The 19,681-nt window shown below is 39.6% G+C and carries 17 protein-coding genes; 10 read left to right on the plus strand and 7 right to left on the minus strand.

The genetic code is table 11. The annotated features are described in order from the left end of the window. Positions 1–48 precede the first annotated feature (48 nt). From AAGD16_RS17715 to AAGD16_RS17730, 4 genes are all read left to right on the plus strand, one after another. Entirely contained in the window at positions 49–1,905 is a 1,857-nt protein-coding gene (locus tag AAGD16_RS17715) for a M28 family metallopeptidase (protein WP_013463301.1), read from the plus strand. 100 nt (positions 1,906–2,005) lie between these two features. Continuing rightward, a complete protein-coding gene (locus AAGD16_RS17720; RefSeq protein ID WP_013463302.1) occupies positions 2,006–3,922 on the plus strand; it encodes an ATP-dependent DNA helicase in 1,917 nt (638 codons plus the stop codon). 8 nt (positions 3,923–3,930) lie between these two features. Continuing rightward, a complete protein-coding gene (gene tsaB, locus AAGD16_RS17725; RefSeq protein WP_377115530.1) occupies positions 3,931–4,632 on the plus strand; it encodes a tRNA (adenosine(37)-N6)-threonylcarbamoyltransferase complex dimerization subunit type 1 TsaB in 702 nt (233 codons plus the stop codon). A 74-nt stretch (positions 4,633–4,706) separates the two neighbouring features. Next, positions 4,707–5,036: a hypothetical protein gene (locus AAGD16_RS17730; RefSeq protein WP_013463304.1), complete on the plus strand. Its 330-nt coding sequence runs from the start codon at positions 4,707–4,709 to the stop codon at positions 5,034–5,036. Between the two features lie 68 nt (positions 5,037–5,104). Here the strand turns inward: AAGD16_RS17730 and AAGD16_RS17735 are convergent, their stop codons facing one another. Then, a complete protein-coding gene (locus AAGD16_RS17735; RefSeq protein ID WP_013463305.1) occupies positions 5,105–6,391 on the minus strand; it encodes an alkaline phosphatase in 1,287 nt (428 codons plus the stop codon). A 186-nt stretch (positions 6,392–6,577) separates the two neighbouring features. On the opposite strand from AAGD16_RS17735, the gene AAGD16_RS17740 reads away from it, so the two are divergent. From AAGD16_RS17740 to rnd, 3 genes are all read left to right on the plus strand, one after another. After that, positions 6,578–7,429: an alpha/beta fold hydrolase gene (locus AAGD16_RS17740; protein WP_377115535.1), complete on the plus strand. Its 852-nt coding sequence runs from the start codon at positions 6,578–6,580 to the stop codon at positions 7,427–7,429. Between the two features lie 115 nt (positions 7,430–7,544). Further along, positions 7,545–9,197 (plus strand): long-chain-fatty-acid--CoA ligase FadD, encoded by a 1,653-nt coding sequence (fadD, locus tag AAGD16_RS17745; RefSeq protein WP_377115538.1) that lies wholly within the window; start codon positions 7,545–7,547, stop codon positions 9,195–9,197. Positions 9,198–9,247: 50 nt separating this feature from the next. Then, positions 9,248–10,378: a ribonuclease D gene (gene rnd, locus AAGD16_RS17750; RefSeq protein WP_377115541.1), complete on the plus strand. Its 1,131-nt coding sequence runs from the start codon at positions 9,248–9,250 to the stop codon at positions 10,376–10,378. Positions 10,379–10,432: 54 nt separating this feature from the next. On the opposite strand, the gene minE is transcribed toward rnd, so the two are convergent. From minE to minC, 3 genes are read right to left on the minus strand one after another with little or no spacing between them, the layout of a single operon-like run. Further along, positions 10,433–10,696 carry a cell division topological specificity factor MinE gene (gene minE, locus AAGD16_RS17755; RefSeq protein ID WP_008111532.1) on the minus strand — a complete coding sequence of 88 codons (264 nt, stop codon included), beginning with the start codon at positions 10,694–10,696 and terminating at the stop codon, positions 10,433–10,435. A 1-nt stretch (position 10,697) separates the two neighbouring features. Further along, positions 10,698–11,507, minus strand: coding sequence for a septum site-determining protein MinD (gene minD, locus AAGD16_RS17760; RefSeq protein ID WP_013463309.1), 810 nt, complete (start codon positions 11,505–11,507; stop codon positions 10,698–10,700). Positions 11,508–11,512: 5 nt separating this feature from the next. Further along, positions 11,513–12,217, minus strand: a complete 705-nt coding sequence (gene minC / locus AAGD16_RS17765; RefSeq protein WP_013463310.1) for a septum site-determining protein MinC — start codon at positions 12,215–12,217, stop codon at positions 11,513–11,515. Positions 12,218–12,372: 155 nt separating this feature from the next. On the opposite strand from minC, the gene AAGD16_RS17770 reads away from it, so the two are divergent. Further along, positions 12,373–12,654: a YcgL domain-containing protein gene (locus AAGD16_RS17770; RefSeq protein ID WP_013463311.1), complete on the plus strand. Its 282-nt coding sequence runs from the start codon at positions 12,373–12,375 to the stop codon at positions 12,652–12,654. After that, a complete protein-coding gene (locus AAGD16_RS17775) occupies positions 12,647–13,663 on the plus strand; it encodes a lytic transglycosylase domain-containing protein (protein ID WP_377115546.1) in 1,017 nt (338 codons plus the stop codon). Before AAGD16_RS17770 ends, AAGD16_RS17775 begins: the two co-directional genes overlap by 8 nt. Positions 13,664–13,712: 49 nt before the next feature. Here the strand turns inward: AAGD16_RS17775 and AAGD16_RS17780 are convergent, their stop codons facing one another. Then, complete coding sequence (locus tag AAGD16_RS17780; RefSeq protein ID WP_013463314.1) at positions 13,713–14,261, minus strand: GbsR/MarR family transcriptional regulator; 549 nt, start codon at positions 14,259–14,261, stop codon at positions 13,713–13,715. 216 nt (positions 14,262–14,477) lie between these two features. Between AAGD16_RS17780 and adhP the strand changes: the two genes are divergently transcribed. After that, complete coding sequence (adhP, locus tag AAGD16_RS17785) at positions 14,478–15,488, plus strand: alcohol dehydrogenase AdhP (RefSeq protein WP_013463315.1); 1,011 nt, start codon at positions 14,478–14,480, stop codon at positions 15,486–15,488. Between the two features lie 50 nt (positions 15,489–15,538). On the opposite strand, the gene AAGD16_RS17790 is transcribed toward adhP, so the two are convergent. Together AAGD16_RS17790 and AAGD16_RS17795 are read right to left on the minus strand one after the other, a co-directional pair. Further along, positions 15,539–17,959 carry a TonB-dependent siderophore receptor gene (locus AAGD16_RS17790; RefSeq protein ID WP_036954764.1) on the minus strand — a complete coding sequence of 807 codons (2,421 nt, stop codon included), beginning with the start codon at positions 17,957–17,959 and terminating at the stop codon, positions 15,539–15,541. 294 nt (positions 17,960–18,253) lie between these two features. Then, positions 18,254–19,525 carry an amidohydrolase family protein gene (locus AAGD16_RS17795; RefSeq protein WP_024601324.1) on the minus strand — a complete coding sequence of 424 codons (1,272 nt, stop codon included), beginning with the start codon at positions 19,523–19,525 and terminating at the stop codon, positions 18,254–18,256. Positions 19,526–19,681 lie beyond the last annotated feature (156 nt).

Raw genomic sequence — 19,681 nt, forward strand, 5'->3', positions numbered from 1 at the left:
GCCCCTTTTTTAATGCTTAAAATAAAAGTGACAAGATAAGGAATATTTATGAACTACTTTAAACAGTTAGCAGTTATTACTACTTTAACCTTAAGTTTTAATTGCTTAGCAAATGAAAATCCAGACAATATTTGGGTCACCATTGACTCAACTGCAGCCCAGCATTATCATCATGAACAAGGTACATTTTTGCAAAAAATGCAATTTGCGCATAGAAAATCAAGTATTTTACCTGACGTTGATTTACTCAGTGTACCGCGTGACGCAGTAAACAATTTAAGTGAGTTTATGCACCAGAACTATAACCGTTGTGGTGGGTTTGTTGCGCATAGTTCGTTCGAAGAAGCGAATGATTACGCAAAACAATTAGCTGTTGTTCAAAATAGCCAAGCTACATCAGCCTTTAATTATTCAATTGATAATGCGCAAACAGTTCAAAGTTTAATTAGTGCACAAAGCCCAATTAATTTACAAAGCACTGTAAATTCACTCACTAGTTTTAATAATCGTTATTATACTTCGCAAACCGGCGTTGATGCCTCACAGTGGCTGCAAAGTTATTGGCAACAAATTGCCAGCGTTCGAAGTGATATAACCATTGAGAGTTATCAGCATAGCTGGGCGCAATCATCAGTGATTGTAACCATTGCAGGTGCTGAAAATGCAGATGAAATTGTTATTATTGGGGGGCATTTAGACTCGATTAACCAAGCAAATCCAGCACAAGGGCGCTCTCCTGGCGCGGATGATAATGCATCGGGTATTGCAGTGTTAACGGAAGCGTTAAGAGCAATTGTTGATACAAATTATAAACCGCAAAAAACTATTCAAATAATGGCGTTTGCAGCAGAGGAGGTGGGGTTAAAAGGGTCTAAAGCTATAGCCAGTAGCTATCGTTCGCTGGGTAAGAATGTAGTTGGCATGGTGCAATTTGATATGACTGGTAATAACGGCAGTATCGAAGATATTATTATGATGACGGATTACACCACCAATGCTCAAAACCAGTTTTTAGCCCAGCTGATAGACACCTACTTACCACAAATTAGTTATGGCTTTGATCAATGTGGGTATGGTTGCTCCGATCATGCTTCGTGGTATCAACAAGGGTTTGCGGCCTCTATGCCTTTCGAATCAAAAATGAATGACATTAACCCACTGATACATACACAAAACGACAGTAATTTTGACGCTGATCATGCAATTAAATTTGCTAACTTAGCCGTTAGCTTTGTTGCTGAATTGGCAAAAAATGCCGGTGATGTCACTCCGCCAAATAATAATGAGTTAGTCAATGGTGAACCAATTTCTGGTATCAATGCCACTGCTAAAGAGCAGCTTATCTATACATTGAATGTACCAAAAGGAGCGCAAAACTTAAGCTTTGAAACCTCAGGTGATAATGGCGATGCCGATTTATACGTTAAATATAATCAGGCGCCCACGTTAACTGATTACGACTGTAAAAGTACCTCTGCCACAAGTAATGAGCGTTGCGACATTCCAACCAGCAATGAAGGCACTTACTATGTCATGGTTGAGGCATACAGCGCAATTAGTAATGTTTCTTTGACGGGCAGTTTTGAGCCAGCAGGCGCTTTAGAGCCCATTAATCGCGTAGAAGATAATGTTAGCGTAAATACAGGTGGTTGGCAGCGTTTTGAACAACGTTTAGCCGCGGGTTATGCCTCACTAAACGTTGCTATTTCAGGCGGAAGCGGCGATGCTGATTTGTATTTAAATTTCGGTGCGCCATCTTCAAATACACAATTTGTGTGTAGGCCATATAAAAACGGCAACACAGAAAGTTGCACTATTTCTGCACCCCAGGCAGGCGTATGGCACATAGATGTTAAAGGCTATCGTAATGCAAGTGGTATTACGCTAACTATAAATGCACAATAATTAACAGGGGCATAAGCCCCTTTAAAGGCCAAATTCTCACGCTATTTGGCTTGCCCTTCATCAATAGCTTACGTAGAATCCCGCTATTATTTTTTATAAAGTGATTGGTATTATCAAACAGCTGTTTAGTGCAACCGGGCCTTTGGCTTTATCAATAGATGGATACTCACCACGCCAACCTCAAATTGATATGGCCGTGGCTGTTGAGGATGCATTAAAAACAAGTTCCCAGCTTGTTGTTGAGGCCGGTACTGGCACAGGAAAAACCTTTGCTTATTTAGCGCCAGCCCTTAAATCTAAAGGCAAAACAATAATTTCAACTGGTTCTAAAGCACTGCAAGAACAGCTGTATCATCGTGATTTACCTGTGTTAGTAAAAGCCTTAGGCGCGGCTAAAAAAACGGCATTGTTAAAAGGGCGTGCCAATTATTTATGTACTTATCGGCTTACCCAACATGTTGCACACGTACCCACAGACGACCCTGATGTAATGCATCAGCTCGCTATGGTTGCTAAATTTGCCAGTGAAACGCATACGGGCGATTTAGCCGACTGTATTGGTATTGAAGAAGATGCCAAAGTGTTGCCGTATGTCAGCTCGACTGCAGATAACTGTTTAGGTAAAGAGTGCCCTGACTTTCAAGAGTGCTACATTCGTAAAGCGCGTTTAAAGGCAGGGGATGCCGACGTTGTCGTGATTAACCATCATCTATTTTTTGCCGATATGGCGGTTAAAGAGTCTGGCTTTGCAGAGCTAATGCCCAACGCAGATGCTTATATATTTGATGAAGCCCACCAGTTAAGTGAAATTGCCAGCGACTATTTTGGCGAAACCATGAGTACTAAAAAGCTGGTGGATTTAATTAATGATTTACGCGCTATTTACCGCGCTGAAATTCCTGACATGCTGCAATTAGGCAAAAGTTTGAATAAACTGGAAACCAGTGTCGCCGATTTAAGATTGCAGTTTGGTGTGGATGGTAGCCGCGGTGATTGGCGTGAAAAGCTCAGTAATAAGCTTATTTGCTCTGCATTACACCGCGTTATTAGTGATTTAGAATTTGTGTATCAGGTTTTAAAACACTGCCTAGAGCGAAGTGATAAAATTGAACACCCATTTGAGCGGGTGCTGGCATTTAAAGGCCAGTTAGAGCGCGTATTTGATACCGCCCAAACAGGCTTTAGTTATTGGTACGAAACCACGCGGCGCTATTTAACCATAAATATAACGCCACTGAATGTATCGGCTAAATTTGCTTTGATGATGAAAGAGTCTGGTGCAGGGTTTGTGTTTACCTCAGCCACGTTATCGGTCGACAACGAACTCACTCACTTTAATGCCAGCCTTGGGTTAAAACCAAAGCAAAGTATGATGGTAGATAGCCCGTTTGATTATGAAAATCAGGCGCTATTGTGCTTACCGCGCTATTTACCTGAAACCCACGCAGATAATATGCCGCATGCGATTGTAAAGTTAACTCTCGAACTCATAAAATCAGCAAAAGGGCGTTGTTTTGTGCTATTTACTAGTTACCGAATGATGCATTTGGTGGCTGAGGGCTTAACCACACAAATGGACTATCCGGTTTACATGCAAGGGCAAATGTCTAAACGCATTATATTAGAAAAATTTACCCGTCATGGTAATGCCGTGTTGCTCGGTACAGCGTCCTTTTGGGAAGGGGTTGATGTAAGAGGCAGTACTTTAAGCTGTGTTATTATCGACAAACTGCCGTTTGCAGCGCCCGATGATCCGCTTTTGCAGGCTAGAATGCAAGATTGCCAAATGCAAGGAAAAGACCCGTTTGCGCATATTCAGTTACCACAAGCGGTTATTGCCTTAAAGCAGGGCGTAGGTCGCTTAATTCGTGATAACAAAGATAAAGGTGTGTTAGTAATTTGCGATAATCGTTTAGTTACACGCCAATATGGACAAGTATTTTTAAAGAGTTTACCGCCAATGCGCCGTACACGTAGCTTAGAAGATGCAAATACATTTTTAAAACATATTAATTGAGTACAAAAATGATCAAAAGTAACATTCTCGCCCTAGACGCTTCTACTGAGGCTTTATCGCTTGTTTTGCATTATCAGGGTAAAACATTTCATCATTTTGAAGAGTGTCCGCAGCAGCATAGCCAAAAAATTCTGCCACTTATTGATGAGCTGCTTAATAAAGCCAATTGTAAATTAAAAGATTTAGATGTTATTGGCTTTGGCCAAGGTCCAGGCAGCTTTACGGGTGTGCGTATTAGTGTGGCCATAGCACAAGGGCTTGGGTATTCAACGAATTTACCGCTAGTGGGGGTTTCTACCTTAGCGGTTATGGCGCAACAAGCGTTTGAACAATTTGGCGGTGAAGTGGTTTATTCAAGCATTGATGCGCGTATGGGGGAAATATACTTTGCTCAATACCAAGTTAATAATAATTTGATGACACTTCAAGGTGAAGAACGTGTTTTTAAGCCTGAACTGCTTGATGCTTCATTGATAGACACAAACAAAACAGCAACCGGCGTGGGGACTGGATTTAAAAGCTACCCCGATGCATTAACTACATTTACAAATGTGAGTGTACACCCTGAAATTACGCTACCCGATGCACAATACATGTTAGCGTTAGTGGATGCACAGTACCTTGCAGGTAATGGCGTAAAAGCCAGTGATGCTCAGCCTAAGTATGTGCGTGACACAGTGACATGGAAAAAATTACCAGGCCGCGAGTAACGCTAAGTTGTATTGTTTGCATATTGAGCTATTTTAAATCATAATTTAAGCATGTTGTTGGTTGGAGAAGCGTAATGTCGCTGCCTATAAGCTCTGGTTTTTTTACTGGTGATATCCCTGCTAAGGTGCGTTCTACTGCTGTTGTTACGGCAAAGCCTGAACGACTATCAGAGCAGCCAATACCACAGAAAACCAATACAGATTATGTTAAGAGCAGTCCTGAAGGGCTTGAACTCGCAAAAGAGTTTGTAAAAGCGAACACCAAAGAGGCCCAATATAGCCAAACTATTTACGATCAACCGAGTGCGCAAGTCAGTAAGGCAATTTCTACTTACACTGAGTTTGCTAATTTAGAGCGAAGAGCTGAAGTTCAAAGCTTAATTGGTGTTGATATATACGCTTAATTATAAAATTAATAGCCAAATAAAAAGCCCGAATAAATTATTCGGGCTTTTTATTTTCATAACAGCGATTACTGTTCTATGTAACTAATCAGTTTTTTAGCTATGTCAGTATTGTTTTGCGAACCAATAAAGTCATCGCTATTTTTACCATAGGCAAATACTTGCACATCAGAAGCGGTATGTCCGCCCGTTGTCCAACCAGTGAAACTTAAATCATTGATAATGCTTTTAACCGCTAAATTAAGGGTTTTTTCACCCATGGCTTTAGCTTGCTTAAGTTTAATTTCGTTTTCAGTTGTAAACTCAATACGGGTATTAGCCTGCCATACCGTTTTAAGGTTATCTGATCCCATTAATAATTTGGTTAATGTACCCGCAGTGGCTTTAACACCTTTGATAATGTCGGTTTCCCATTTATATTGGCCATGCGCGCCAATGGTTAAACCGCCTGTAGAGTGATCAGCCGTGATCACTAAAATAGTGTCTGGGTTGTTATCTACATACGCTTTTGCCGTCTCGATTGATTTTGCAAAGTCATCCATTTCAGCCATTGCACAAGCAATGTCATTTGCGTGGCCACACCAGTCAATTTGGCTGCCTTCAATCATTACAAAAAAGCCTTTATCGTTTTGCCCATCAAGCAAATCAAACGCTTTAGAGGTTAACTGTTTTAATCTCGTAGGGTTTTCATCTAGCGCAAAAGGTAATCCCTTAGGTGCGTATAGACCAATGGCAGGGATTTGTGTGATTTGACCTAAGTTTTTAATATCGTCGCCGTATTGATAACCTGCTTTTTTAAATTCGTCGACTAAGTTTCTGTCATCACGAATAAAATATTGAGTTCCACCGCCTAACATTAAATCAACCGGTAATTTACCAGCAATTTTATTGTCAATGTAGTCGTTTGCGATGTCATCATAATTTCTTCTTGATTCATTATGCGCGGCAAAACTTGCAGGTGTTGCATGGTTAATTTGTGAAGTAGCCACTAACGCTGTTGTCATTCCTTGCTCTTTTGCAATTTCTAGCATGGTTTTAACCGGTTTTTTGGCCGTATCGACAGCGATTGCGCCATTATAACTTTTATGGCCGCTGCTAAGTGCAGTTGCACCTGCTGCGCTGTCTGTTACATAAGTATGGTCATCAGGATAAGTGTGCGCCATGCCTTTTAACATAGTGTCGAAAACGGTTGTTTCTATTTCTTTTGTTGTAGGGTCATCTTTGTAATATCGATAAGCGGTAGTGAAAGCGGGACCCATGCCATCACCAATCATATAAATAACATTTTTAGGCGCTGTTTGAGCGAATGCTCCTGTTGTACATAAAAGCGCTAATAAGCCGAACTGTTTTTTCATTGTGTGTACCCTTTAAGTGTACTTATTTTAATAGCGACTATTATTGTATACCGATAGCAAGATAAATAAATGAATATGTTATGAAATCTTGAAATTTAAGTGTGTGTTCTATTAGTTCAGTTCTATTATTTGTGTATTAACTCTTGTATGTTATGGCCATAACCAAATAAAAAGTTGAGGTTTGCGTTGCAACCATTTTCGGTAAAAGCTAATGACCTAGATATACACGGTATTAAATTTGGAGACGGTGAAGACGTCGTTATCGCTCTGCATGGCTGGCTAGATAATAGTGCTAGCTTTGTGCCTATGCTGAGTCGAGCTGCACCTTCGCAAACATGGTATTGCATTGATTTTCCAGGGCATGGACTGTCATCTTGGCGAAGCCCTCAGGCACATTACTACTTTATTGATTATGTGGATGATGTGTATGCATTAGTCACAGCGCTTAAGTTAAAGAAGGTACACTTAGTTGGTCATTCTATGGGGGCTATGGTTGCAGGACTATTTGCTAGTTGTTTTAGTGAGTATGTAAAATCTGTTTCTTTTATTGAAGGTATAGGTTGTGTCACTACCGATAGCGATGAAGTGTGTTCTCAGCTAAGAAATGCCATACTAAACCGAGCAAGGTTTAGTACAAAAAAATCACGGGTATACACTTCAAAACAACAAATTTATCAAGCACGTGCAAAAACAACTGATTTAAATAATGAACAAATTGCATTGTTGATGGACAGAAACATAAAACAAATGCACAGTGGTTTTGAGCTAACTTGCGATCCTAAGCTTAAAAATCACTCAGGTTTTCGATTTGATGAAGCGCAATGTATTGGTGCAATAAAAGAATTAATTGCACCATGCCAATTAATATTAGGTGATAAAGGTTATCCATTTGTAAAACAAAATCTAGACAAGTATAGTAAATATTACAATAACTTGAGTGTAATAGATGTGCCTGGTGGGCATCATTGCCATATGCAAAGTAGTGGACTATGTTTTGAACACATTCACGCATTTATGGTGCAAAGTAGTGCATGTTAATTGTATATTACCGATAAATGTGGGATTATCTCTAGATTAGAGTATTTGCTCAATTGTGAAAGTGCCTTACTTAGATTAAGGTTAATAAAAATATAATTATAAACAGGGGCTAAGAGTGGAAAAAATCTGGCTTAAGCGCTACCCAGAAGGTATGCCTGAAACAATCGATCCTGAGCACTACAACTCGTTACTCGAAGTGTTTGAAAAAAGTTTTAATGATTACAATGATTTACCTGCATTTACTAATATGGGTAAAACATTGTCATATAACGAAATTGACGCGGCAACAAAACGTGTTGCGGCTTATATTCAAAACGATTTAGGATTAAAAAAGGGCGATAAAGTCGCTGTTATGATGCCTAACTTGTTGCAAACCCCAATTGCTATATTAGGTATTTTACGCGCAGGGTGTGTGGTGGTTAACGTTAATCCGCTATATACCGTTCGTGAGCTAGAGCACCAATTAAAAGATTCTGAAACATCAGCAATATTTATTCTTGCTAACTTCGCTGTCACGCTTGAAAAAGCACTGCCTAATACTGACGTTAAACACATTGTGGTTACGCAGGTTGGTGACATGATGGGTGGTCTTAAAAAGCATTTAGTCAATTTTGTTGTTAAGCATTTCAAAAAAATGGTACCAAGCTATACGTTGCCTAACACGATTAACTTTTGTGATTTATTAAAAGCTGATCTAAATGGCTATAAGCGCCCAGAGGTTAACTTAAGCGATTTAGCATTTTTACAATACACCGGTGGTACAACCGGTGTGTCTAAAGGGGCAATGTTGAGCCACGGTAATTTGGTGGGTAACCTTGAGCAAGTATCTGGTTGTTTAGATAACGTGCTTGAGCGTGGTAGAGAAGTGGTTATTACCGCGCTACCGCTCTATCATATATTTGCATTAACAGCGAACTGTTTAGCATTTATGAAATACGGCGGCTTAAACGTTTTAATTACTAATCCACGTGATATGCCTGGATTTGTAAAAGAGCTTAGTCAGCATAAATTTACTGCTATTACAGGGGTGAACACTTTATTTAATGGCTTATTAAATACCCCAGGTTTCTCTGAGCTTGATTTTAGTCACCTTAAAATGTCATTAGGCGGCGGCATGGCAGTACAACGCCCTGTTGCAGAAAAATGGCAAAAGGTCACTAACAGCAAACTAATGGAAGGCTATGGCCTGACAGAATGTTCTCCTTTAGTCACAATTAGCCCGTATGATTTAGAAGCTTATAATGGCTCTATCGGTCTACCTGCGCCAAGTACTGACATTAAATTAATGCTCGATAACGGTGAAGAAGCTGCTAAAGGTGAGCCGGGTGAACTGTGGGTAAAAGGTCCGCAAGTAATGCTTGGTTACTATAATCGCCCTGATGCAACAGCTGAATGTTTGAAAGATGGCTGGTTTGCAACTGGTGATATTGCCACTTACGATGACGAAGGTTTTTTCTACATTGTTGATCGTAAAAAAGACATGATTATTGTTTCAGGCTTTAATGTTTTCCCAAATGAAATAGAAGAAGTGGTTGCCATGCATGAAGGCGTGCTTGAAGTGGCCGCGGTTGGTATCCCTCATGACATTAGTGGTGAACAAGTTAAAGTTTTTGTTGTGAAAAAAGACCCTTCTTTAACTGAAAAAGATATAATAAAACATTGTCGTGATAATTTAACTAATTACAAGGTTCCTAAACTCGTTGAGTTTAAGGATGAGTTGCCCAAAACTAACGTGGGTAAAATTCTCAGAAGAGCCTTAAAAGATTAGCAACTATAAAAAAGCCGACATCAGTCGGCTTTTTTATTGTAGGAGACTCAGTGCACTACCAATTGATCCAAACCCAAAATGAGCTTAATACGTTTGTAGAACAAATTAAAAACAAACCCATTCTTGCTATTGATACCGAGTTTATGCGCCGCCGTACTTTGTATCCAGAAGTTGCACTTATTCAAGTTTATGATGGCGAACATTTAGCGCTTATTGACCCGCTTGCCGAGCTTTCCTTGTTTGATTTTTGGCAAATACTTAGAGATCCTAACGTGCTAAAAGTACTCCATTCACCCTCAGAAGATATTGAAGTTTTTCAAAAGTACGCAGGGTTTGTTCCTTATCCTTTATTCGATACCCAGTTTGCACTTCAGCTATTAGGTGAGGGAAACTGTATGGGCTTTGCCTTAATGGTGAAAACATTATTGAATATTGAGATTGATAAAAGCGAATCGCGCACTAATTGGTTACAACGCCCCCTTACTCAAAAGCAACTTGAATATGCTGCTGCTGATACGTATCACCTGCTGCCTTGTTTTGAGTTAATTATAGATAGCATTAAAGCCGCTGATTTATTTGATATTGTGATCAATGAAAGTGAATTAGTTGCCAATAAACGTGCTTTTCAAATTCCGGATGAGCTACTTTACAAAGAAATTAAAAATGCATGGCAACTTAAGCCGCATGAACTAGCGGTACTTAAAGAGTTAGCAGTATGGCGTCGAAATAAAGCTATTCGTAAAAATCTAGCGCTTAATTTTGTGCTTAAAGAGCACAATATGACCGAAATTGCCAAACGAGGCCCTTCAAGTTTAAATGCTCTGAGACAAATTCCTGGGGTAGAACCCATTGAAGTGAATCGTTCTGGGGTTGAAATTTTAAAGTGTATTGAGCAGGCCAAAGCCATTCCAGCTGAGCAACACCCGCAAGTATTAAAGCGGTTAATTGATTTTCCTACCTATAAAAAAGTAGCGAAGGAGATCAAACAAAAAATTACTAAAGTTGCTAAAGAGCATAACATTCCAGAAGACGTTATGGCCTCTAAAAAGCAAATAAATCAGCTAATTAGTTGGAACTGGAAGTTAACTGCTCAGCAAAAAGAAAAACACATAAAACCAGATTTACTCAGCTCATGGCGATATGATTTTGTTAAAGATGCGCTAAAAGAGTGGGATAATTAGAGCATTAAATAGCTTGATGTAAAAAATAAAAAAGGCGCTTAGCGCCCTTTTTTATTATTTCTTTTCTTCGTCAGGTAATGTGACATTGAGCTCGAGTACCGCTAAATCGTCTTCATTTTGATCAAACTGAACTTGAACCGCATCGGCGCCTACATTAACGTACTTACGAATGACATCAAGAATATCTTGCTTTAATTGTGGCAAGTAATCTGGTGTTCCACGCTGAGAACGCTCGTGCGCGACAATGATCTGCAATCGCTCTTTTGCTAATGACGCACTGTTTTTCTTTTCTGAGCGGAAGTAGTCAAGTAAAGACACATTAACCTCCAAATATCCGTTTGAATAAACCCTTTTTCTCTACATCTAAAAATCTAAATTCAACCGTTTCGCCTAATAAACGACTGATCGCATCAGCATAAGCTTGACCTGCGTCTGATTCGCTATCAAGAATTACCGGTTGTCCAGAGTTTGATGCACTAAGCACTGCTTGAGATTCAGGAATGACACCTAGTAAGTCGATGGCTAGGATGTCCTGGATATCTTCAACAGATAACATTTCACCTTTTGATACACGATCTGGATTATAGCGTGTTATTAGCAAATGCTCTTTAATGTTTTCTAATCCTTCTTCGGCACGTTTCGATTTACTGTGTAAAATGCCTAGAATACGATCCGAATCTCGTACTGACGAGACTTCAGGGTTGGTTGTAACTATCGCTTCATCAGCGAAGTACATCGCCATCATAGCTCCGGCTTCAATACCTGCAGGAGAATCACAAACAATATAGTCAAAGTCTTCTTTTAACTCGTTCAATACGCGTTCAACACCATCACGGGTGAGTGCGTCTTTATCGCGAGTTTGTGAAGCAGGAAGTAAAAATAACTTTTCTACACGTTTGTCTTTTATGAGTGCTTGATTAAGGTTAGCTTCGCCATTGATCACATTAACAAAGTCATACACTACGCGACGTTCACAACCCATGATGAGGTCTAAATTACGTAAGCCGATATCAAAATCGATGATAACAGTTTTGTAGCCTTTTAATGCTAAGCCTGTACCAATTGCTGCGCTTGATGTTGTTTTACCAACACCCCCTTTACCCGAGGTAACGACAATTATTTTTGCCATGAGATTTATCCTTTAACCAAAGCTGAAATTTCTAAAGATTCATTTTTTTGTTGTATTTGAACTGCGTTACCCCAGTGTTCACCTTGTAGTGAGTCACTGATCCAGTAATTACCATTGATTGAAACGAGTTCTGCTTCTAATTTATTACAAAATATGTATGCGTTTTCGAGCCCTTTTGCGCCGGCAATTGCACGCCCTCGTAGGGTTCCGTAAATATGTACATTGCCATCGGCAATCACTTCTGCGCCATGGCTTACCGCGCCTAACACCACCAAGTCGCGGTCTTTGGCGTAAACTTGTTGGCCTGAGCGCACCGCACCATTAATAATTTGCGCTGGTAAATACACGGTTTTTTCTACAACCGAAGTATTTGACTCTACTCTTGCGGGTTCACTCTTAACGTCTTGTGAATAGTTTAAAACAGATAACCCTGCGGCTTTTGCCTGTTTATGCTGTTCATCCGAACCATTACATACACCTACAGCATTAAAGCTCATGCGTTCAATAAGCGATTTTAAGTGAACAAAGTCGATTGCGCTGTTTTTTACTTCAATTAAATTGACGACAATGGGGGCACCCTCAAAGAACTTTGGGGCTTGGGCAATTTTTACATACAGTTGTTCTGCTAAAAGGTTAATATCAGTACTATAAAGATGTAAAACTGATAACGTAAAAAGGTTGCCTTTTAGCTCAAAAATTTGGTCCGACATAGATGCTCAACTGGATTGTCTAGTTAGCATGTAACTTTATATAAACCTAGGCTGAACAAGGCTTTTATTACAGTTTCCACACTAATTTTTATAACTTATTATTATTGCCATGTTATAGTGTGTAGCACTGTTAAGCAAGATTTTATAGGGCCATAATGCTAACTGCGGTATATAAAAGTAAGAAAAAAGCAGATACTTTCTTATTTATTGAAAAAAGAGACGATTTTAGTAAAGTTCCGGAACCTTTAATGGCCATGTTTGGTCAACCTCAGTACGTGATGATCATTAACTTAGCGAAGCGGACTCAATTAGGCGTAGCGGATTTAGACACTTTAAAACAGTCGCTTAGCGACCAAGGCTATTATTTACAAATTCCGCCACCAGAGGAAAACTTGCTAAGTCAATTAAGAAAACAAAATGGAGCAGATAGTGATTAAAAAATTAGCGGTTGTATTGTGTGGTGTGTGTTTAAGCTCATCGGTGATGGCAAAAACACAAGCTGAGTTTCAACAATATCTTACTAATTTAAAGCAAGAGGCAATAGCAAAAGGTTACGATACTCAGTTAATTGAGCAAGCATTTGCCACTGCATCTTATAAAGAAAAAGTCATTTCAGCAGACAAAAACCAGCCAGAAGTAAAAGAAACGCTAGAAACATATTTACCAAAACGAGTACCGCAATGGAAAATAGATCGTGCGCGTAAATTGTATAAAGAAAACCAAGAAGTCTTAGAAAAAGTAGCAAAAGACTTTGGTGTTCAAGCGCGTTTTATTGTGGCTATTTGGGGTTTAGAAAGCAATTTTGGCGCTATTCAAGGCGGTCACAATGTTATTTCATCCTTAGTAACTTTAGCATTTGATGGACGTCGTGAAGCGTTATACAAACGCCAATTGTGGGCAGCACTGGATATATTAAAGTCGGGACATATCACGCTTGATAAATTTAAAGGCTCGTGGGCGGGTGCAATGGGGCAAACCCAGTTTATGCCAACCTCATTTAATGCTTACGCCGTTGATTACAATAACGATGGCCGCAAAGATATTTGGACAACCAAAGAAGACGCGTTTGCTTCAATTGCAAATTACTTAAAGCAAGAGGGTTGGAATGATAATTTAACCTGGGGTCGCCAGGTACAATTGCCCGCTGATTTTGATAAGCAGCATATATTAAAGCGCGGTACTAAAACCCGAAAGCAATGGCTAGAGTACTGGGATAAATCAGAGCGCTCTTTAGCAGATTGGCAAGCATTAGGTGTTCGTCGTGTTGATGGCAGTGATTTACCTACGGTTGCTGTAGATGCAGCATTAGTCATGCCGGATGATATAAATGGACGCATGTATTTAGCATACGATAACTACAAAGTATTTATGCACTGGAATCGTTCATACTACTTTGCAACCAGCGTAGGTTATTTGTCAGATAGAATTGCTTACCCAAAAATTTAAGCTAAGGCGAATAACTAAAAAGCCGCTCATTGCGGCTTTTTTTAATGGTTTACTGCTCTTTTTTGAATATTTTATCTTTAAGGTCAATGACTTTGCCAATGCCTGAACCTAGCTTCATTAGTTTGTTGAGCTGCTCTGGGGTTAAGCGTTGTAACTCTGACGACCATTTAGTCACTGTTTCAAGTAAGTTATGAATTTCGCCCATTTGTTTTTGTGCATAAATTTCATCGTCGTTACTTGCTTCATCTAATAAGTTATCTCTGAGTAAGCTAAGTGTAGGTTCTACTTCACGCTTTTTACGTTCTTCAAACACGCGATTAGCCATATCCCAAATATCGCCTGCAGGTGCATAGTATTCTTTTCTATCTCCTGGGATATGCATTACCTTGATCAGCTGCCAAGATTGTAATTCTTTAATTCCCATACTTACGTTACCGCGTGAAATACTCAGTGCATCTGCGATTTGGTTTGCCGTCATTGGATCTTTGGTAATAATAAGTAATCCGCACATTTGGCCGATTGTACGATTAAATCCCCAGCGGCTGCCCATCTCGCCACAATGCATTACAAAGGCAAAGTTTTTTTCTGATAATGTCATTGTTACAAGTTTCAAAAATAAATGAAATCTATGCTAGCACGCTGGTTAAGTATGGCAAGCGTTTAGCTTGGATAAAAAACCACGTTTTACGACTAATGATTGATATAGATTAATATTTAAGCATTTATAGTGGGTTATGTTGCGGGTATGCAACATGACATTGTTGTTTAACGCCTTTGTTAAATAGCATAATTTTTTATAAACGATGGAATGACTATGAAAGCAGCAATAAATACAGAATATAAAGGCAAGTTAGAAATCACCGATTTACCAATCCCAGAGGTAGGTCCTAACGATGTGCTGGTAAAAATAGCCGCTTGTGGTGTATGTCACACCGATTTACATGCGTGTCATGGTGATTGGCCGGTAAAACCAAAAATGCCATTGGTACCAGGTCATGAAGGCGTGGGTGTGATAGAAAAACTAGGCAGTAATATTAAACATTTAGAAGTGGGCGACCGAGTGGGTGTACCTTGGTTGTATAGCGCCTGTGGCCATTGTGAATTTTGTTTAGATGGACGTGAAACCCTGTGTTTATCGCAACATAATACCGGTTACTCAATTGACGGTGGTTATGCAGAATATTGTTTAGCACATGGTGATTACATCATCAAAATACCGGAAGGATTAGGCTTTGCTGAAGCTGCCCCGTTATTCTGTGCCGGCGTAACAACGTATAAAGCATTAAAAGTATCAGATGCAAAACCGGGTCAATGGGTTGCTATTGTTGGTGTGGGCGGTTTAGGTCACTTAGCGGTGCAATATGCAAAAGCAATGGGCTTTAATGTTATTGCTGTAGATACAGGCAAAGAAAAAATGGCCCTAGCTAAAGAGTTAGGCGCTGATATTACGCTTGATTTTAAAGAAGTGGTGCCAAGTGAGGCTATTTTTGAGCAAGTAGGTGGGGCGCACGCTGTTGTTTGTACCGCAGTATCAAAACCTGGGTTTGAACAAGCGTATAAAAGTGTTCGCCGTGGGGGCAAATGCGTATTAGTTGGCTTACCACCAGAAGATATGCCACTGCCAATTTTTGATACTGTGCTAAATGGTGTTTCTGTGGTTGGCTCTATTGTAGGTACACGTAAAGACCTGCAAGAATGCCTTGAATTTGCCGCACAAGGTAAAGTAAAAGCTATCATTGAAGAGAAAAAACTCGAAGATATTAATGAAATTTTCGATGACATGCTCAAAGGCGAAATTAACGGTCGTATAGTTGTTACAATCTAACTATACCAAAATATAGTGCGCACAAACCAACCTGGCTTGTGCGCATTGTGTTAAAGCGTATAACTAAAGCTTAACTTTGCATTTCTTTCCTCACCTGGCATACCGCCTAAAAACATGGCTTTAGAATAGTATTTTTTATTAAACAGGTTATTAATGTTTAATTGCATTTGCCAGTTGTCTGCTTTATAGCTAACTGCAGCATCATACACGGTATAAGCAGGGACGTAGCCGTTATCAATACCGAACGAACTTGAGTTAGTACTGCGCTTATCAACAAACGTTAAGCCTGCGCTTAAATCTACTGCGTGAGGTAATTCAAATAACGCCGCAGAGTAAGTTACCCATGAGCTAGCAGTTACATAAGGCACGCCTTTTTGGCGAGTATCAAAGCTTGTGCTGTTAGGGTTAGTTTTATCTCTAGCATCTTGATAAACACCGTTGATGTTAACTTTCCATTGATCGTTCAAATACGCATTTAAGTCAATTTCTACACCTTTGGTTTGTTCTTCACCATCAAAGAAACTTTCCACTACGTTTGGTGCAGACACGCCTGCTTCATAAAGTGGGTTGGCATATTCTAAATTAGTACGTGCACTTTCAAATACTACAATTGAAGCCAGTAATTGGTCATCAAACGCTTTAAAACGAAATCCTAAATCGTTACTAACAGATTCTGAGTCTTCTCTATCGGCTTCATTACCAGCAACAGAGCCAAGTACACTGTAGGCAGTACGACCTTTTGAGTGATTTAAAAATAAAGCCATGTCAGCGCTTAATTGATAAGTAGCCCCTAAATTGTACGTTAAACCGCTATCTGAGGTGTTTGCCTCTGGCGTTGGGTTTGCGCGGCTTTGACTATAACGTGGGTCAACACCAAAATGCTCGTAACTTTGTTTTATACGATTATGAGCAATCCCAATACGGGTGGTGATTTTATCGTTAATGTAGGCAACATGCTGAAGGCCTAAACCCCATGCTTGTACTTTTTTATTATAATCGCTGGTTTTAAGCGGATCGTAATTATTAAATTCACCTGTAGGCCAATTTGGCTGACGCATATCAAAAATATACGGCAGTGCGCCTTGGTAAATAACTTCACCGGCTTTGTTTTTAATGACTTTATCAGCATCGTAAATAGAATATTGTTTAAAACGAATATCACGGTCTTCATAGTTGGCATTAACCAGTAATTCGTTTTCTATGTTACCGAGCATAAAGTCATAACGTAAATCTAAAAAGTATTGCCATGATTTTTCATCCGCTTCTACTTGGCGGTACTCTTGGCGTCTGGCTGCAAAAGGGTATAACACGTCATCAACAACTAGCGGTGCGCGTGGGTCTTGGTTGATCACGCCGTTACGTTTCCAGTAAACGTAGTTGTAAGCACCTGTTTGGCGGGCAAAACTTGAGGTGTAATTACGGTACTGTAGTTGTTGATTAACAAATAAATCATCACTAATGTAATAATTATGGGCTAATTTAAAACGCAGCTCTTCACCTTCGTTATCCTTTGCCATCGGTGATATTATGCCATTGGTGCCAAAGTTAAAGGGTGTTAAACCATCATTGCTTGCCAAAGAGTTAGCTAGTTCATTTCGTTGTGCTTCACTCAATTGTAAGCCACTTGCTGTAGGGTCATTCACTAAATCGGCGCCTGATACTTCACCTGCAGTTAAACCGTTTACCGATTCACTGTTAAAAATACGAATAGGATGGCCGATAGAATCCACAGCAATGGCGTCCTTGATATAGGCTCCCGATAACACAAACGCATGTTGATCATTTAGTACATATTTTAAAGACGAATAAATTTCATCACGTTGTTCTTTTAAATCACGAAAGCCATCGCTAGAGGCGGTTTTTGCCATGACTCGATAAGCTAAGTCGTCTGTTATTGCATTGGTGCTATCGAGTGCCAGTGAATAACTATCCCACTGACCAATATCCATTTCTAAGGTATGTTGTTCGTTAAACTGTGGCTTTTTTTCAATCAGGTTAATCACACCACCAGCACTGCCCATGCCATATAAACCAGTTGCTGGGCCTTTTAATACTTCAATTGATTCAACATTGGTTAAAGAACGCGTTGGATTAAAGGTATTGCCTAATCCTGCACCACCGTACATGCCATCATAGGTATAATTAGCACCTAAACCACGAATTACTAAATTATCACCAATGCCATAGTTGTTACCGGCTTGCGTTAAACCACTTACATTTCGGATCACATCTTGTAAACTATCAATACCTTGCGATGCAATTAGCGCTTTATCAACAATGACCACGGGTGCAGGGGTTTCCATTAGTGACATATCAGATTTAGTGGCCAAACCTGAGCTCATTACCACTCGGTTTTGTTGCTCGTAAACACTAATACGTTCAATATCGGAATTAACTTGTGACTCGTTTGCCAATGCCAAGTGCGCGTTTAAGCACGCGAGTGTGAGTAGTGAGTATTGAAACCTTTTCATAGAGTGATAACCATTCGCATTTGTTAATTTTCGTGAATGATAATGGTTATCATTTTAAAATAAAATAAAAAGTTCAAACTTTTTTACTTTAATGGGTGTGTTTGCTTGATAGTTATACAATGTGATTTAAAAACAATCACATTTAAAAATATTAACGGGGTATTGCAGTCGCTAGTTGGCTTTACCAAGAGAGAATTTAAATAAAGTATTGATGATTAAATGGGCAGTTTAGCTACATTAGCTAAAAAATTGTTAAGGTTGAGCTAAGCTCAACCTTATAAAGATGTATTGGGTTTACTGCTTGTAAACGACACCGGCTTTCATTACAAAAGGAATACGCTCTAGTGTAGAAATATTTTTAAGTGGGTTAGCACTCACCGCTATAATATCAGCAGCAAAACCAGTTTTAATTTGCCCCAGTTGTGAATCTGCCTTTAGTAATTTAGCACTATTAATGGTCGCGGCTTGAATAGCTTGTAATTCACTCATACCAAATTCAACCATTCGCGAGAACTGTTTCGCATTATCACCATGTGGATAAATAGCCGCATCTGTACCAAATACCATGTTAACCCCAGCTTCAACGGCGCGTTTAAAGCTGTCTCTTTGCTTTTTAGAAACAAGGCGTTCTTTATTTAGGTTCTCTTCATCTACCCCATTTTGCTCACCAAAGCTCAGTGTATATTCAGTATTGTAAATATCCATAGAGAGCCAAGTACCGTGCTTTATAGCAAGCTCAATCGCTTCATCGTCTAAGAAGCTAGCATGCTCTACGCTGTCTACACCGGCTTTAATGGCTGTTTTAATGCCGTTAGTGCCGTGTGCGTGAGCCGCAACAGGTAATTCTCGCATGTGCGCTTCATCCACAATGGCTTTCATTTCTTCAAATGCGTATTGTTGTATGCCCACCTTTGTGCCTTTAGAAAATACCCCACCAGTTGCACATAATTTAATTGCATTAGCGCCATATTTAATATTTTCACGTACTTTAATGCGAACAGCCCATGGGCCATCAGCAACCCCCGAGGCGGTATATTTCATTTCTGGAGGCAAACGATTATTGTCACAGTGTCCGCCAGTAATCCCCAAAGAAGGGCCTGCAGCCCAGATGCGAGGGCCAATAATATCACCTGCATTAATGCCGTCGCGAACCGCAATAACACTAAAGCCTTCTGCACCTAGGTTACGCACTGTGGTAAAGCCGGCTTCTAATGTTTTTTTAGCAAAGTAACTGGCTTTAATAGCCATACGCGGTACTGATTGGCCTATACGTTCACTGCGCGAAACGGTTGGATCGCTGGTTAAATGCACATGCATATCCATCAACCCCGGCATTACGGTGAGTTCAGGTAGGTTAATCAGTTCATCATTACTGGTAAGCGTTGGCTGTTTATTAAATTGGATTTGGCTTATTACACCCTCGTCAATCGCGATTAACGGATTAGCTTTTAGATCTCCAGTTTTTACATCAAGCAAAGCTTTGGCCGATATATAGGTGGTTGCCAGTGTACTTGCGCTGGTTAAGCTCAGTAATGCGATTGATGTAGTTAGTAAATGTTTTTTTATTTTGATCATTTTTATTATTTAATTATTTAAATTTACCTGAATGTAGCAATCATTAGCTATTGAGTAAATTATTTAGCGACGAATCCCACTCACCGTAATTGCTTTATTTAAGCCATTTAAAACCGCATAATTGGCGGGTAAAAACTAACAAGGATC

It is taken from the genome of Pseudoalteromonas sp. M58 (assembly GCF_042604605.1).
GTDB classification, from domain to species: domain Bacteria; phylum Pseudomonadota; class Gammaproteobacteria; order Enterobacterales; family Alteromonadaceae; genus Pseudoalteromonas; species Pseudoalteromonas tetraodonis.